The sequence below is a fragment of the Streptomyces sp. LE64 genome (genome assembly GCF_052606915.1).
Map to the genome: position 1 here is coordinate 6,341,862 of NZ_CP199708.1, position 16,172 is coordinate 6,358,033.

Below are 16,172 nucleotides of genomic sequence, written 5' to 3' on the forward strand. Positions count from 1 at the left end.
AGAATGTCGGTTCAAAAATCGTATCGGACACGGAATGTCGTTCTGCGCCACTGTCCCGCGCGCGATGAAGTTCTGCGGCGGGTCGGGGACTTGCAGGCGACCTTCCTGGACGAGGACCTGGACGATCAGTGGTACGAGGCGCGCTGGATCGTCAGCGCCGCGGCGACGTTCCACTACGTGGAGGACGTGGTGGCGTCCGAGTGCTACGTCTCGGTGTCCGGAGACGTGCCCACCCTCGTCGAGGGAACACTGCGGATGGTCGTGGAAGGTCTCGACGTGTGGTCACCGGACGAGCTGATCGCCGCGGTGGACAACGCGACGGATCCGGTCGCCCGCGGATTGGCACTGATCCGTCTGGGCATCGGTTCGCCGATCCACTACGACGCGGAGATCGCCCAGCGCGTGTTCGACGGCCTCGGCGATGCGGATCACCGGGTGCGCGAGATGGCCGTCTGGGCGTCGTCGTACCGAGCGTTCCCGCGGTACCGCTCGCGCCTGCGGGAGCTCGCCCAGCATGATCCGGAAAGCAGCGTGAGGGACGGCGCGCGGGAGATGATCGAGTCCTACGACCGGGCGGGGGTCGCGGAGTCATGACGCGGTACGCGGACCTCCCCAAGCCGCTCCAGTCCGGCCTCGTGATCGTGGACCCCGAACGGGGCACGCCGCAGCGGGTGATCGTGTTGCAGTTCAACCCGGACTCGTTGGAGCGCAGCATCGCGCCGCAGGCGGGCGGCGGGGACCAGCAGGGCGACCGGACCGAGGCGCTGCGGCTGAAGGGCCCGGCGGTCGAGTCGTGGAAGTTCACCGCCGAACTGGACGCCACCGACCAGCCGGCCGTGCCCTCCCCGCTCGGCATCCACCCACACCTCGCGGCGCTGGAGATGCTGCTCCAGCCGCCGACCGCGCAGGTGCGCGAGAACAGCCGACTGGCCGCCCGCGGGATGCTGGAGATCACGCCCGTCGAACAGCCGCTGACCCTGTTCGTCTGGGGTCCGCGGCGCGTCGTGCCGGTCCGGCTGACCGAGCTGTCGGTCACCGAGGAGGCGTTCGACCAGCAGCTGCAACCCGTCCGGGCCACGCTCGCGGTCGGGTTGCGGCTGCTGACGGTCAGCGACCTGCCCGCCGGGCACCGGGGCGCGGAACTGTACCTCGCGCACCTCGCACAGAAGGAACGCCTGGCGGGACAACTCGCCGCCGGCCGACTCGCCCAGCTCGGACTGACCGGCATCTGACCGGTCGTTCCCCGAGCGTCGCCCGAGGAAGGGAAGAGCACATGGCAGGGCTGCTCGACGGCATCCCGGCGCCCGATCCGTACCCGCGGACCAGCAGGTACCACGGCATCGGGCAGGTGGTGCACACGACGGCGGACGGGCAGGAGGTCCCGTACACCCCGCGGCGGATCCTGCCGCCGCCGGAGCGGCTGGTGCAGGTCGACGAGCACGTGGTGGTCGAGGGGGACCGCGCCGACAACCTGGCGAACCGGTACCTGGGCGACGCGGAGCAGTGGTGGCGGATCGCGGACGCCAACCCCGTCCTGGACCCGGCCGAGCTGACCCGCACCCCGGGCCGGGTGCTGAGGATCACGCTGCCGGACCAGACCGGTTGACGGAGCGGCGGCCGTCGGGGCCGGCACGCGGCGGCGCACCGGCTCGCGGGGCCGGTGAACGGAGAGGGAGGAGGGACCGATGGCTCAGACGCCCGTTCGACTGTTGCTGATGACGGGGCGGCAGATCGCGGTGCCTGCCCCGGAGGCGGTGACCGAGGCGTTGCTGTCGGCGCAGATCACGGTCAGTGCGGGGCAGCGCAGCGGGTTCCAACTGGCGTTCGACCTGTCGAAGAGCGGGGTGATCGGGCGGACGCTGCTGCCCTCCGGGTTCTTCGACCCGCCGACCCGGGTGGTGCTGACGGCGATCGTGCGGGGGACGCCCACGGTGCTGATGGACGGGATCGTCCTGCGCCACGAGGTCGGGGTGAGCGGGGTGCCGGGACAGTCGACGCTGACGCTGACCGGCGAGGACCTGACGGTGCTGATGGACCTGGAGGAGCGCGAGGGCGTGCCCTACCCGGCGATGGGACCGGCGGTCCGGGTGGCGACGCTGATCGCCCAGTACGCCCAGTACGGGGTCGTGCCGCTGGTCGTCCCCGAACTGGTGCCGCAGACGCCGCTGCCGACGCAGCGGGTGGACTTCCAGAAGGGCACCGACCTCGGGTACCTCAACGAGTTGGCCAAGGCGAACGGTTACGTGTTCTACCTCGACCCCGGTCCGGTGCCGGGGACCAGCAAGGGCTACTGGGGGCCGGAGATCCGGCTCGGGGTTCCGCAGCACGCGCTGACCGTGAACTCCGACCACGTGTCGAACGTGGACCAGATGACCTTCGGGTTCGACGGCTCTGCCCGGGAGCAACCGGTCGCCCGGATCCAGATCCCCGCCACCAAGGTGGCGCTGCTGCTGCCGGTGCCCGAGGTCAGCGTGCTGCGGCCCCCGCTCGCCGCCCGGCCCGCGCCGGCGCTGAAGAAGAAGGTGATCGCGGACACGGCGAAGAAGGACCCGGCGCAGGCGGTCGCCGAGGCGCTGGCCAGAGCGGTCGAGTCGTCCGACGCGGTCAGCGGCTCCGGTCAGTTGGACGTCACCCGGTACGGACACGTGCTGAGGCCGCGCGAACTGGTGGGCGTGCGCGGGGCGGGGCTGACCTACGACGGCCTCTACTACGTGAAGTCCGTGACCCACAACCTTCAGCGCGGCTCGTACACCCAGAACTTCACGCTGGCCCGCGAGGGCCTGGTGTCCCTGACCCCGGCCGTGCTCCCGTGAGGACGAAGAATGCCAGAACCAACGAAGTACCTCGGCAAGTACCGCGGCACCGTGGTGAACAACGTCGACCCGATGCAGCAGGGCCGGATCCAGGCGACCGTGCCGGACGTGCTCGGTGACACCCCGTGCACCTTCGCGCTGCCGTGCCTTCCGCTGGCCGGGCCGCAGAACGGGGTGTACGTCGTCCCGGTGGTCGGCGCCGGGGTGTGGATCGAGTTCGAGCAGGGCGATCCCAGCTACCCGATCTGGACGGGCTGCTGGTTCGGTTCGGTGGCCGAGGTGCCGCCGACCGCGCTGGCCGGACCACCGGGGCAGCCGAACATCCTGCTCCAGACCCGTGGCCAGTACTCCATCCTCATGTCCGACCTGCCCGGCGGCCCGGGCATCACCCTGCGCTCGCCGGCCGGTGCCGTGATCACGGTCAACGACACCGGCATCCTGATCAGCAACGGCAAGGGCGCCACGATCTCGCTGGTCGGCACCGTGGTGGACGTCAACACCGGTGGACTCACGGTGACCTGACCATGACCAACGTGCTGCATGTGAACGCGACCGTGAGCTGTCCCCACGGAGGGCGGGCCTCGTACCGCCCGGCGTCCGGACGGGCGAACCTCTCCGGCCAACCCGCCGCCACCGTGGCCGGCGCCTGGTTGGTCGCGGGCTGCCCGTTCACCGTCGGGACCAAGCCGCAGCCGTGCGTGACGATCCGCTGGGTGACGCCCGCTGCCCGAGTGACGCTGGCGGGCGCACCGGTGGTGACGCAGGCGTCGACCGGGCTCTGCGTCAGCGCGGAGCAGGTACCGCAGGGGCCGCCGTTGGTGACCGTCGTACAGCAACGGACCAAGGGGGTCTGAGCAGGTGACCGAGCGGATCGACATCGACGTCCCGTTCCGGGTGGACCGGCGGGGGCGGACCGCGGACGTCGGCTACGACGGCCACGTCCGGGACATGATCGAATCGGTGCTGTTCACCAGCCCGGGCGAACGCGTGATGCGGCCGGACTTCGGCTGCGGCCTGATGGACCTGGTGTTCGAGCCGAACAGCCCGGAGCTGGCAGCCACCCTGCAACTGGCCGTCCACGCACAGTTGGAACGCTGGCTGGGCGACGTGATCCAGATCGAGGCGGTGGTCGTCGAGAGCGACGACAACGTGCTCCGGGTCCGGGTGGCCTACGTCCTGCGAGCGACCGGCGACCGCCGTACCGAGACCTTCGAGGGGAGGGCGGCATGACCACCGGACCGACGACGGGGTGCCGCACCGGGCACCGGCGCGGCGACCTCAGGGCCGCGGAGCTGAACGGCATCGATGCCGTCGAGGCGCACGACGACGGACTGACCCTGCTGGTGACGTTCCTCGGCAAGGCGCCCAAGCGGCTCGCCCCGGGCAACATCCGGATCGACGGCGGCCGCCGGATCACCGCGGTGCACGTCGTCGAGGTGACGATCGAACGCGAGGAGGACGCCGACCTGGACGACCGGGCGTTCGTCGTGGTCGACCGCACCGGCGACACCTCCCCGTACACGCTCTCCGTGGTGGAACCGGACGCCTACGGGCGGCCGGGCACCGAGCCGCTGGCCGGGTTCGACCCGCGCTACTCCCGCGCCGACTTCGTGTTCCACCCGCAGTGCCCGGCACGGTCCGACTGCGCCTGCGGAGGCGGTGCGGAGCGCTCCGACGCCCCTCCGGCGCCGGTGATCGACTACACCGCACGGGACTACCCGACGCTACGCCGACAACTGCTGGACCGGATGACCCTGATCGCACCCTCCTGGGTGGAGCGGCACGTGCCGGACCTCGGCACGACCGTGGTCGAACTGCTCGCGTACGTCGGTGACCAACTGGAGTACCAACTCGACGCGGTGGCCACCGAGGCGTACCTGCACACCGCGCGGCGACGCACCTCGCTGCGGCGGCACGCCCGGCTGGTCGACTACCCGATGCACGACGGGTGCAACGCGCGGGCCGCGGTGACGCTGCGCGTGGACGAGGAGGTGACGCTGCGGCCCGGCACCTACCGGTTCGCGGCGATCGACGTCAGCCGGGTGGACCCGGTGGACCGGCCGGACCTGAAGGCGGTCGTCACCGAGACGGCGCTGGCCGCGCTGCCGCCCGCCGTCCGGACCGAGGTCTTCGAACCGGTCGCGAGCGGGGAGACCGAACTGAGGCCCAAGCACAACCGGATCAGGTTCCACACCTGGGGCGACGAGGAGTGCTGCCTGCCCGAGGGCACGACCTCGGCGACCCTCGTCGACGAGGGACTGCACCTGGTGCCCGGCGACCTGCTGGTGATCGAAGAGGTGCTCGGCCCGCGCACCGGCTCACCGGCCGACGCCGACCCGACGCACCGGCAGGTGGTGCGCCTCACCTCGGTGACCCCGGCGTGCGACGCGCTCTACGACCGGGCGGTCGTGGAGGTGACCTGGGCGGCCGGGGACGCGCTGACCTTCAGCGCCTGTCTGACGACGGAGGGCGGCCCGGCGTGCGAGCGGCTCTCCGAGGTGACCGTCGCACGGGGCAACGTCGTCCTGGTCGACCACGGGCGGGACCTGACGGCCTGCGGCGGGCACCCGGAGGAGCACGACGTCCCGCCGGCGCCGGTGCTGCCCCTGGTGTGCGAGCCCGGTTGCTGCCCCGACCGGCCCCGGCAGGGGCCCGCCGGGGAGGCGATCGTGGGACTGCTGACGAAGGCGCGCAACGGCGGGCAACTCACCGAGGACGAGGTCCTGGCCCTGGGCGGACTGGTCGGCCGGGCGGCGTTGGACCGGGCCGGGCTGGACGCCGCCGCCCCCGCGGCCGACCAGGCCGCGAGTCTGGTCGCGCTGCTGGCCCAGCTGAGCCACCCGGGAACGACGGAGCCCTTCCGTCCCGAGCTGACCGACGCACCGGTGACGCAACGGACCCCCTACCCGGTCCCGGCGCTCGTCTCGTCCGGGCAGGCGGACCTCCTCGACGGCATCCCGGCGCGGGCCCGGGCGCGGGTGACCGCGTTGTGGCGCGCCGCCCGGCCGCTGACCGGGCGGGAGATCGCCGAACTGCGGCTCCTGTTCGGCCAGGCCGTGCTGGACCGGCTCGGCTTGGCGGACGACGAGGCGCGGGCGCTGCACGCCCTGCTGCTGCGCCACGCATCGCTGCTGGGGGCGAAGATCCGGCGGCTGGCCCGGTTGTCCCGCCGGGCCCGCGAGGGCGAGGTGCTCGGCGACTGGCTGGTGGACGAGCTCGCGCAGACCTGGGGCCCGCCGTACGCCGAGGGGCTGCGGGCCGAGGACCCGCGGCTGGCGGGGCCGGCCGCGGCCGCACTCGCCCAGGACCCCCGGGCCGCGCTGCCCGCGGTGACCGTGACGGCCCGCACGGCCGACGGCACGCAGGCGGGGGAGTGGCTCCCGCGCCGCGACCTGCTGACGGCCGCGCCCGACACCAAGGCGTTCGTCGGCGAGAGCGAACAGGGCGGCCGGCTGGCCCTGCGGTTCGGCGACGGGGTGAACGGCGAGGCGCCGCCGGCGGGCGGACGGATCGCGGTCCGGTACCGGGTGGGCAACGGTGCCGCGGGCAACGTCGGTGCCGAGGCGATCGGACACCTGGTGCTGTGCGACGGCGGCGACGAGGCCGTCACCCTGGTGCGCAACCCGCTGCCGGCGCACGGCGGGACCGAGCCGGAGGCCCTGGACGACGTACGGCGGCTGGCACCGCTCCAGCCGCACCGGGTGAGACTCCGAGCGGTGACCGCGGACGACTACGCCGAACTGGCCTCGGCCGTGCCGGGCGTGCAACGTGCGGCGGCCGTCCTCCGCTGGACCGGAACCGGCCAGGAGGTGCACGTCGCGGTCGACGCCCTGGGCACCGCGGAGCCGGACGCCGGGCTGCTGGCCCGGGTCGAGCACGCGCTGGACGGCGTGCGACGGATCGGGCACGACGTGGTCGCCCGGCCGGCGACGCCGGTGCCCGTGGAACTGGAACTGCAGGTCTGCGCCGCAGCCGGCCACCAGCGCGGCCATGTGCACGACGCGGTGCGGCAGACGGTGCTCGCGCTGTTCGCCCCGGACGCGGTGACCTTCGGCGACCCGGTGCGGATCAGTCGGGTGGTCGCGGCGGTGGCCGCCGCACCGGGCGTCACGAGCGTGCTGGTGACCCGGCTGCGGAGGCTGTTCGCGCCCGAGGCCGGCGAACTGGACGACGGGCTGCTGCGGATCGGCCCGCTGGAGGTCGCGCAGTTGGACGACGATCCGGACCGGCCGGAGAACGGCCGGCTGCACATCGAGATCGGAGGAGGCCGATGACCGGGGACTGCCGGTGCGGTGCGGGCGGGGACTGCTGCACCGGAACCGAACTCAAGACGCCGTTCGGCAGGGCCAACCCGCCGGGGTTGCCGCAGATCGCGTACCGGACCGGCGACCACCGCGCGTTCTGGTCGTCGATGCTCACGAGGCTGTCCAGCCCGGCGTACCCGGAGCTGCGCGACCTGCTGGTGCGCACCCCGGACGACCCGGCGCTGTCCTGGCTGGACGCGTGGGCGGTCCTGGGCGACCTGCTCGGCTTCCACACCGAGCGGGTGGCGAACGAGGGCTACCTGCGCACCGCGACCCGGGCGGACTCCCTGCTGTTGTTCGGCCGGCTGGTGGGGCACGCACCGCGGCCCGGGGTCGGCGCCGGCGTGTACCTCGCCCACCGGGTGGACCGGGACCGGGCGGTGACGATCCCGGCCGGGGCACGGTCCCAGAGCGTGCCGGGGACGGGCCAGGAACCGCAGTCCTTCGAAACCGTCGAGGACCTCGTCGCACGGACGGCGTGGAACGACCTCGCGGTGCGGCTGCGGCGGCCCTATCCGGTGCGGCTGCGGGCCGACCGCACGGTCGACCGGCGCGAGGTGCACCTGGCCGGCGCGGGAACGCGGCTCCAGACCGGCGACCGGCTGCTGTTCGTGTTCGGCACCGAACCGGGTCGGCAGGCGCTCGACGTGGTGCAGAAGTGCACCGTCGACGAGGTCGAGGGGATCACCACGGTACTCATGCCGGGTGCCAAGCCACCGACGTTCGCCGAGCTGTGCACGCGGTTCCGGGACAAGGTCGCCGCGCTGTCGGAGGACGACCGGTACCGCGGCAGCCGGATCGTCAGGCGGTACGTCGACACCGTCCTCGTCCCGCTGCGCGACCGGCTGCCGGCGGAGGAACCCGTCGCCGGGCCACCCGTTCCGATCACCGCGGCCGACCGCGAGGAGGGCGGCACCGACCCGGACGCGATCACCACGCCGACCGAGTTCGGGCGGGCGCTCGACGACGCGCTGCGCTTGCTGGAGGAGTCCTCGGCGGCGGCGGCACCGTACCCGAACGTGCACGCCTTCCTCGCCGACCTGCGGGCTGACCTGACCGTGATCCGCTTGCAGGTCGGGCGACTGGAGCCGGAACAGGACCGGCCCGTGGAAGAGGGCGGGGGACTGTTCCACGAGCTGGCCCTCGCACGCTCCGTCGCCACCGACGACGGGCCCGGCGGCGCACGGCCCCCCGGGGACGACCCGGCCCTGCTCGGACTGGCCGCGCTCCTCGGGGCGCTGCGCAAGCCGCGCACACCGCAGCCGGCGTCCTCCCGCGCCCTGCCGCTGGACCCGGCGGACGTCTTCGGCACCGGCTCCGACGCCGGTGTCCGGCTGCTGACCGCGCTCGACCCGCGGCTCGCCTCGCTGTACGAGGCGTGGCGCAACGTCGACCTCACCAAACCGCCGCCGCTCGCCGGGTTGCAGGTGCTGCGCACGGTGGCCACCCCGTTCGGCGCCACCGCACCGCTGCAACCGCAGTACGCGGCGGACGGCCGGATCGTCGGGCACGTCGACTGGCCGCTGACCGGATCGACGTCACTGACCTTCACCGTCGAGTACGACGAAGGCGAGCCGAAGACGCTCGTCTCGCAGTGGATCGAATCGGGCAGCCCGGTCGGCGAGTCGACGGCGCTGCCGTTCGAAGGCGTCCTCCAGGTGGGGCCGTTGGGGGTCTGGGTCACCACCACGACACCGGCCGACGCACCGGCGACGGTGACCGTGCTGTGCTGGGGCAACGACGTCGCGCGGAAGGTCACGTTCACCGGCCCGAAGCCGGACGGCGGCACCCCGGACGGCATGATCACGGTCGAGGTCGCCCCCTCGTTCGGGACCGATCCGGCGCCGGTCGGCAAGGACCTCGAACCCGGCGACGAGGAGACCACCACCCACGGCGGCGTCAACGTCGTCCTGGGGCGGGCCGAGCGGGCCGACGACCCGGACCGGGTCACGGTCGCCCTGACCACCACCAGTACGGTGTCGCCGAAGGTGCTCGTGCTGGACGCCGTGTACCCGGGGATCGGACCGGACAGCTGGGTCGTGGTCGAGCGGCCGGGCGCCGTACCGTCGTTGCAGAAGCTGATCACCCGGGTCGAGACCGCCCGGGTCATCTCGCAGTCCGACTTCGGGATCACCGGCAAGGTCACCGAACTGACCCTGGCGGACGCCTGGCTCGGCCCGGAGGACACGCAGCTGTCCCAGATCCGCAGGACCACGGTGTACGCCGGCGGCGAGCCGCTCACCGTCGCCACCGAGCCGATCCCCGACGACGTGGCCGGCAGCACCGTCGAGCTGGCCGAGCTGTACGACGGGCTGGAGCCGGGCCGCTGGGTCGTCGTCGCCGGAGAGCGCACCGACATCCCGGACACGCCGGGGGTGCGGGCCGCCGAGCTCGCCATGATCGCCGGCGTCTCGCAGGACGTCGACCCGGCCAGGCCCGGGGAGGCGGTGCACACCACGCTCACCTTCGCGGGACCACTGGCGTACGCCTACCGCCGCACGACGGTGACGATCCACGGCAACGTCGTGCGGGCAGATGCCGGCACGACCCGGGACGAGCCGATCGGCAGCGGCGACGCCAGCCTCGCCGGGCAGACGTTCACGCTGTTCGCCGCTCCGCTGACCTGGCTCCCGGCCGACACCCCGCGCGGCGCGCGCAACACGCTCCAGGTACGGGTCGACGGGGTGCTGTGGCAGGAGGTGGACAGCCTCGCCGGGCAGGCGCCGACCGCGAAGGTCTACGTCACCGGCGCCGCCGAGGACGGCCGCACCACGGTCGGCTTCGGCGACGGGGTGCACGGCGCCCGGTTGCCCACCGGCTACGAGAACGTCCGGGCCCGCTACCGGGTCGGGACCGGCGCCGCGGGCAACGTCGCCGCCGACACCGTGACCACCCCGCTGACCCGCCCGCTCGGGGTCACCGGCGTCACCAACCCGCTGCCGGCCAGTGGCGGCGCCGACCCGGACGGGCTGCGGCAGACCCGGCGACAGATCCCGCTCGCGGTCGCGGCACTGGACCGCCTGGTCGGGATCACCGACTACGAGGACTTCACCAGGTCGCGGGCCGGGATCGGCCGGGCCGCGGCACGGCGCGTCCTCGGCGGACGCCAACTCGTCCACGTCACCGTCGCGGGCGTCGACGACATCACCCTCGACGAGGACGGCGAGATCGTCCGGTCCTTGCGCTCCGCGCTCGCCCGGTACGGCGACCCGCAGCTACCGGTCCGGGTGGACGTGCGCGAACTGGTGCTGCTGGTGATGTCCGCCGGACTGAAGATCGCGCCGGACCACTCCTACGACCTGGTGGAACCGAGGGTGCGGCGCGCACTGCTGGAACGGCTCGGGTTCGACCGACGGGAACTGGGGCAGCCGGCGTACCTGTCCGAGGCGATCGCCGCGGCCCAGGCGGTGCCGGGCGTCGAGTACGTCGACGTGGACGTGTTCGCGGGCGTCCCGGGCAGCATGACACCGGCCGGGTTGCAGGAGCTGGCCTCCGCGCTGACCACGCCGAACCCGGTGGTGCCGGCCCGGCAGGCGTCCTACGCGGTCGAGTACCACGAGGTCCGGCCGCCCGGGTCCGACGACTCCGCGGAGTACCGCGAGTCCCTGACGTCGGTCGCCGCGCGGGGCGGCATCACGGTGGCCGAACTGCTCCGGTTGAACCCCGGGCTGCCGCCGGCCGAGCCCTTGTCGGCGGGCACCCGGGTGGTGGTGTTCGCCGGCGTCCGGCCGGCGCAGCTGGTGCTGCTGTCGCCCGCCGTCCCGAACACCTTGATCCTGAAGGAGGTACGCCGATGAGCCGCAAGCCGGACCGGCTGAGCGAACTGCTCGCGCTCCACACCCGCCGGTCCGACGCCGAGAACGGGTCCGCGCTGCGGGCGCTGCTCGCGGTGATCGGCGAGCAGGTCGACCTGGTGCAGAGCGACCTGGAGCGCCTGTACGACAACTGGTTCGTCGAGACCGCCGAGCGCTGGGCGGTCCCCTACCTGGGCGATCTGGTGGGCTACCGGTTGCCGCCGGGCCACGAGGAGGCGCTCGCGACGGCGGCCGCGGACGGGTTGGTGGCCCGGCTGGCGCCGCGCCGGGACGTCGCCGCGACGGTGGGGTCCAGACGGCGCAAGGGGACGCTGCCGATGCTGGAGGAGCTGGCGTCCTCGGTGGCCGACTGGCCGTCGCGGGCGGTCGAGTTCCACCGGCTGCTGCTGCGCCACCAGCCCGTCGGACTCCATCCGTCCTCCGATGCGGCGGCGGTGCGCCGGGTCGGGGCGGCACCCGGGCTGGTCGACGTGCGCCGTGCCGCGGAACTGGTGGGGATCGGCGGGCCGTTCGAGACGCAGGGCCACCTCGCCGAGGCCGCGCGCATCGGCTCTTCGCGGCGACGGGGACGGTACGGTCCGTCCAACGTCGGGGTGTACGCGTGGCGGCTGCGGCCCCAGTCACTGACCCGTGCGCCGGCCTACTGCATCGACCGGGCGCGCAACCGGTACACGTTCTCGATCCTCGGCAACGACGTGCCACTGGCGACGAAGCCGGTGCCCGAGCCCTCGCCGGAGCACCTCGCGCGACGGGAGCACGTGCCGGCTCCGATCACCCGACGCGAACTCGCCGACCGGCTGCCGGACTTCTACGGCCGGGACAAGAGCTTCGCGATCTGGCGTGACGGGCACCCGGACCCCGTGCCGCCCGGCGACATCGTGGTGGCAGACCTGTCCGGCTGGTTCTACCGGGCGCGGCGCACCGAGGTGGTCGTGGACCCGGAGCTCGGGCGGATCGTGTTCGGGGCGCGGTCGGCGCCGCGGCGCGGGGTGTGGGTGGGCCACCACTTCCTCCAGCCGTCCGAACTCGGCGGCGGGGAGTACCCGCGGGGCGTGACGACGCCGGGTGCCGCGAAGGTGTACCGGGTGGGACCGGGGGAGCGGTTCGAGCGGATCCAGTGGGCCTACGCGGCGTGGCAGCGAGACAACTGCGGTGGTGCCCAGCCGGAGGCGGTGATCGAGATCGCGGACGGCGGGGCGTACCAGGAGCAACTGGAGTTCGTGCTGTCGCCGGGGGACCGGCTGGAGGTGCGCGCCGCGGACCGGAAGCGGCCGGTGCTGCGGCTGTTGGACTGGTACAGCAACCGGCCGGACTCGTTGCAGATCCGGGCGCTCGGCGCGCAGGAGGGCGACGACCGGCCGCCGCCGCGGTTCGTGCTCGACGGACTGCTGGTCACCGGCCGCGGGGTCAGTGTGACCGGGCCGATGGGCGGGGTCGTGGTACGGCACTCGACGCTGGTGCCCGGGTGGTCGTTGGAGCCGCGCTGCCGTCCCACCCACCCGCAGGAGCCCAGCCTGGTGCTGGAGGACACCACGGCGTGCGTGGAGATCTCCCACAGCGTCGTGGGGTCGGTCCTGGTGACCAACGACGAGGCCGGGACCGACCCCGTGCGGGTGTGCGTCACGGACTCCGTGCTGGACGCGACCGGTGCGCACCGCGAGGCGGTGTCGGCGCCGGAGTGCCGGCACGCGCACGCGGAGCTGACGGTACGGCGGTCGACGGTGATCGGCGAGGTGCGCACGCACGCGATCCGGCTGGGCGAGAACGCCGTCTTCGACGGCCTGGTGCACGTCGTGCGGCGGGGCGTCGGCTGCCTGCGGTTCTGCTACCTGCCGGTGGGGTCGCGGACGCCCCGCCGGTACCACTGCCAACCGGACCTGGTCGCCGAGGCCCTGCGGCGGCTCGTCGAGTCCGGTGACGTGGACGAGGCGGACCTGCCGCGGTTGCGTGCGCTGGAGGCCGCACGGGTGCGGCCGCGGTTCACCAGCCGGCGGTACGGGACGCCGGCCTACCTCCAGCTCGCACCGTCGTGCGCGGTCGAGATCGAGCGGGGCGCGGACGACGGCTCGGAACTCGGGGTGCTGCACGACCTGTTCCTGCCCCAGCGGGAGGACAACCTGTGGGCGCGGCTCGCGGAGTTCACGCCTGCCGGCATGGACGCCGGCATCACCAAGGTCAACTGACACCACGTCAATCATTTGCTCGGGAGGGAAAGATGCACGGCGACTTCTCGCGCCGCACGCACCGACCGGAGGACCACTACCTCGCGGTGGTCAGCCAGCAGGGACGGGTGCTGTTGGACGCCGAGTCCAACGAGCAGGCCGAGCTCCGGCTGGCGGCCGACCGGTCGCTGGCCGCCGACCTGATCGGCCGACACGGCGGGCCCGGCGACGGCTTCAAGGTCGCGTACCGGGCGGAGTCCGAGGGCGAGAAGGCGTCGCTCTCGATCGCGGCAGGTCGGTACTACGTGGACGGCATCGCGGTCGATGCCACCCGCCCCGAGGCGCCGCCGGCGGTGGGCGCGGTCGAGGGCCCGCCGCCGGCGGACGCGGGGGAGGGCACCGGAGCCGGCTCGTGGACCTACTGGGACCAGCCCCATGCCCATCGGGATCTCGAACGGGACGCCGACGAACTGCCGTCCGGCCCGTTCCTGGCCTACCTGCGGGTGCACGACCGACTGGTGACGGCGGTGCAGGACCCGCGGCTGCGGGAGACCGCGCTCGGCTCCGCACTGCCGGACACCACGGCTCGGGTGCGAGCCGACTGGCAGGTGCTGCCGTTGGAGCTGGCGGAGGAGCAGCAGCGGGACCCCGCGGCGGCGTTCGCCGAGTGGGTCGCCGAGCAGCAGGACCGCACCTGTCGGCTCGCCGCGCGTGCCGAGCGGCCGGCGCGCGCCGAGGACGATCCGTGCCTGGTCGCGCCGGACGCACGGTACCGGGGGCCGGAGAACCAGTTGTACCGGGTGGAGGTCCACCGCGGGGGCGTGGCGGGCGAAGCCACGTACAAGTGGTCGCGCGAGAACGGGTCGGTGGTGCTGCCGCTGACCGCCGTGGACGGAGCCTGGGTCACCCTGGAGGCGATGGGGCGCGACGACGCGCTCACCGTGGACGTCGGTGACTTCGTGGAGGTCGGTGACGACGCGTCCGTCGGGCGCGGTGAGGTCTTCGACCTGCCGCAGGTGGTCGAGGTCGACCTGCCCGGGCGGCGGGTCCGGCTGTCGGCGGAACCGGACCCGACGGTCGGGCGGCAGCCCGCGCACCACCCCTACCTGCGGCGCTGGGACCAACTGGAGCCCCGCCGGCGCGGTGCACCCGGGATGGCGGGCGGTGCGGTGCGGTTGGTCGAGGGCCAGTGGCTCGACCTGGAGGACGGGGTCCAGATCCACTTCGCGCCCGGTGGGCGGTACGTCTCCGGTGACCACTGGAGCTTCGCGGCCCGCACCCTCACCGGTGCGGTCGAGTGGCCCACGGACGCCGTGGGGCGGCCGTTGCTGGAACGCCCGGTGGGGGTCGTCCACCACTACGCGCCGCTGGCGTGGGTCAGCGGGGGCGAGGCGCTGGACCTGAGGAGGGTCTTCACGCAGCTCACGGCGTGACGGGGGATCCCGGACGGAGCGCTCCCGGACGGGCCGTCAGATGACCACGGTGGCCAGCCGGTCGCCGTCGCGGGTGCGGACCTCGAACCGGGCGATCCCGGTCGCCCGCAGCGCGGTTCCGCCCCGGACGAGGGGGCCCGCCGTGCGGCCGCCGGTCGGCGCGGAGCCGTCGGGCACCGTCCAGGTCAGGACGGCCTGCTCGGTGCCGTCGCGGCCCACGGCGACCAGGACGCAGGTGCACGGTCCGGGGACCCGGGTGAGGGAGAGCGCCACCGCGGTGCCCCAGTCGCGGTCGGTGAGGGTCAGCTCGGCGCGGGCGCCGGTGACCGGGTCGGTGCTGCTCAGGTGTCGTGCGGTGGGGGCGGGCCGCGGGCGGTGGGCGAGCGTACGGGCGGTGACGGGGGCGGCGGCGACGAGCGCCAGGCCCAGGAGCGCGAGGCGGCGGCTGCGGAGACGGGTGCGGACGGTCCGCTCCGCGACCTCGGTCAGGAGACGGTCGAGGAGGGCCTCGGAGGGGCGTGCCGGCAGGGGTGGCGGGCCGGCCGCCCCGGGGTGGGCGAGGGGCGTGAGGAAGACGATGGTGGGGGCGAGGTCGCCGAGTTGGACCCGGCAGGGCGGGCAGCCCGGGAGGTGTTCCTGGAAGTGCAGGGCGTCGGCCGGTTCCAGGACGCCGAGCGCATAGGCGGCGACGTCCCGGTGCCGCGGGGAGGGGCTCACGTGGGGGTCCTCGGGACACGGTGGGGAGAGGGCGGGGATGCCGTCCTCGAATACGCAGCGGCTTCCGCTTCCGCTCAAGGCCCCTCGGAATCCCGGTGGTCAGAACAGGTGGATGGCCAGGTGCCCGAGCGGGACGCCGAGCCGCCAGGCAGGGGTCCACACCTGTTCGCTCTCGTCGACGGCGGGCCCGTTCGGTCGCCAGACCAGGCCCGTGTCGAGGTCCGGGGCGAGGAGTTCGGTGTGCTCCAGCCACCGCCAGGCGGCTTCGGCGAGTCGTAGGTCGGGATTGGTGCGGCCGCGGGCGCGCTCTTCGGCGGCGAGGCCCACGAACCGTTCGCGGACCCATTCCTGCCAGGGGTGTCCGTAGGCGGTGAGGGACAGCCACTCGTCGAGTTGGGAGACGACGCGGATGCCGGACAGCTCGTCGTTGAGGTCGGACAGATAGACGGTGAGGGCGAGGGTCTGACGCCCGGCGCGGAATTCGAGCGTGCTGGAGGGGACGAGATCGCCGGTGCGGAGCACTTCGTCCGCGATGTACTCGGCGTACAACCAGGCCATGGGGATCACGAGTTCGTCGCCACTCGTGCCGTTCGTTTTGTCGGGCAGCACCGTTCCACCTTCTCTCGGACCTCGGCACCCCCTGGTCTCCGCGCCGATCGCCGGGCGGGCACCACGGGGTGAGACGCACGGTCGGGTCCGGCTCACTCACGTTGACGCTGTGCTTCGGGGTGGGCCTGCCGGGGTTCGCGGGGCCCCGAACGGCAGGCCACAGATGTGGACGCACCGGGGCGGGGAACCCCGGGCGTTCGGTCGGCCGAGCCCTCACATTACGGCCGTCCCCGGCGGAATGTGATGGTGAATCGTGAACCGAGTCGGTGAGGAACCGGCTGACGGACGGCGCGAAGGGAGCGGGCGAGGGGCTCGCTGT

Annotated in this window: 13 protein-coding genes; 11 read left to right on the forward strand and 2 right to left on the reverse strand. The window is 73.5% G+C overall.

All coding sequences use genetic code 11. The features are described 5' to 3' along the window. Nucleotides 1–3: 3 nt before the first annotated feature. The 11 genes from ACSMX9_RS28195 to ACSMX9_RS28245 all read left to right on the forward strand — a co-directional run bounded on the left by ACSMX9_RS28195 (nucleotide 4) and on the right by ACSMX9_RS28245 (nucleotide 14,527). Nucleotides 4–594 carry a HEAT repeat domain-containing protein gene (locus ACSMX9_RS28195; RefSeq protein ID WP_445398214.1) on the forward strand — a complete coding sequence of 197 codons (591 nt, stop codon included), beginning with the start codon at nucleotides 4–6 and terminating at the stop codon, nucleotides 592–594. Beyond that, nucleotides 591–1,232 carry a hypothetical protein gene (locus ACSMX9_RS28200; protein WP_445398216.1) on the forward strand — a complete coding sequence of 214 codons (642 nt, stop codon included), beginning with the start codon at nucleotides 591–593 and terminating at the stop codon, nucleotides 1,230–1,232. The genes ACSMX9_RS28195 and ACSMX9_RS28200 overlap by 4 nt, the downstream gene beginning before the upstream one ends. A 41-nt stretch (nucleotides 1,233–1,273) precedes the next feature. Next, a complete protein-coding gene (locus ACSMX9_RS28205; RefSeq protein WP_445398218.1) occupies nucleotides 1,274–1,606 on the forward strand; it encodes a hypothetical protein in 333 nt (110 codons plus the stop codon). 79 nt (nucleotides 1,607–1,685) lie between these two features. Beyond that, nucleotides 1,686–2,813: a hypothetical protein gene (locus tag ACSMX9_RS28210; RefSeq protein ID WP_445398220.1), complete on the forward strand. Its 1,128-nt coding sequence runs from the start codon at nucleotides 1,686–1,688 to the stop codon at nucleotides 2,811–2,813. A 9-nt stretch (nucleotides 2,814–2,822) separates the two neighbouring features. After that, nucleotides 2,823–3,335 (forward strand): phage baseplate assembly protein V, encoded by a 513-nt coding sequence (locus tag ACSMX9_RS28215; protein ID WP_445398222.1) that lies wholly within the window; start codon nucleotides 2,823–2,825, stop codon nucleotides 3,333–3,335. A gap of 2 nt (nucleotides 3,336–3,337) precedes the next feature. Continuing rightward, complete coding sequence (locus ACSMX9_RS28220; protein WP_445398224.1) at nucleotides 3,338–3,667, forward strand: hypothetical protein; 330 nt, start codon at nucleotides 3,338–3,340, stop codon at nucleotides 3,665–3,667. A 4-nt stretch (nucleotides 3,668–3,671) separates the two neighbouring features. Next, on the forward strand, nucleotides 3,672–4,043 hold the full coding sequence (locus ACSMX9_RS28225) for a GPW/gp25 family protein (protein ID WP_445398226.1): 372 nt from the start codon (nucleotides 3,672–3,674) through the stop codon (nucleotides 4,041–4,043). Beyond that, the gene (locus tag ACSMX9_RS28230) at nucleotides 4,040–7,087 is read left to right on the forward strand and encodes a putative baseplate assembly protein (protein WP_445398228.1); all 3,048 of its coding nucleotides are present in this window, start codon (nucleotides 4,040–4,042) and stop codon (nucleotides 7,085–7,087) included. Before ACSMX9_RS28225 ends, ACSMX9_RS28230 begins: the two co-directional genes overlap by 4 nt. Continuing rightward, on the forward strand, nucleotides 7,084–10,914 hold the full coding sequence (locus ACSMX9_RS28235) for a putative baseplate assembly protein (protein ID WP_445398230.1): 3,831 nt from the start codon (nucleotides 7,084–7,086) through the stop codon (nucleotides 10,912–10,914). The genes ACSMX9_RS28230 and ACSMX9_RS28235 overlap by 4 nt, the downstream gene beginning before the upstream one ends. Beyond that, nucleotides 10,911–13,115 (forward strand): hypothetical protein, encoded by a 2,205-nt coding sequence (locus ACSMX9_RS28240; RefSeq protein ID WP_445398232.1) that lies wholly within the window; start codon nucleotides 10,911–10,913, stop codon nucleotides 13,113–13,115. Before ACSMX9_RS28235 ends, ACSMX9_RS28240 begins: the two co-directional genes overlap by 4 nt. A gap of 32 nt (nucleotides 13,116–13,147) precedes the next feature. Beyond that, on the forward strand, nucleotides 13,148–14,527 hold the full coding sequence (locus ACSMX9_RS28245) for a DUF6519 domain-containing protein (protein WP_445398234.1): 1,380 nt from the start codon (nucleotides 13,148–13,150) through the stop codon (nucleotides 14,525–14,527). Between the two features lie 36 nt (nucleotides 14,528–14,563). Here ACSMX9_RS28245 and ACSMX9_RS28250 read toward each other — a convergent pair whose 3' ends face one another. Next, nucleotides 14,564–15,244, reverse strand: a complete 681-nt coding sequence (locus tag ACSMX9_RS28250; RefSeq protein WP_445398236.1) for a zf-HC2 domain-containing protein — start codon at nucleotides 15,242–15,244, stop codon at nucleotides 14,564–14,566. Nucleotides 15,245–15,343: 99 nt separating this feature from the next. Further along, nucleotides 15,344–15,802, reverse strand: a complete 459-nt coding sequence (locus ACSMX9_RS28255) for a hypothetical protein (protein ID WP_351241848.1) — start codon at nucleotides 15,800–15,802, stop codon at nucleotides 15,344–15,346. Between the last annotated feature and the right edge of the window lie 370 nt (nucleotides 15,803–16,172).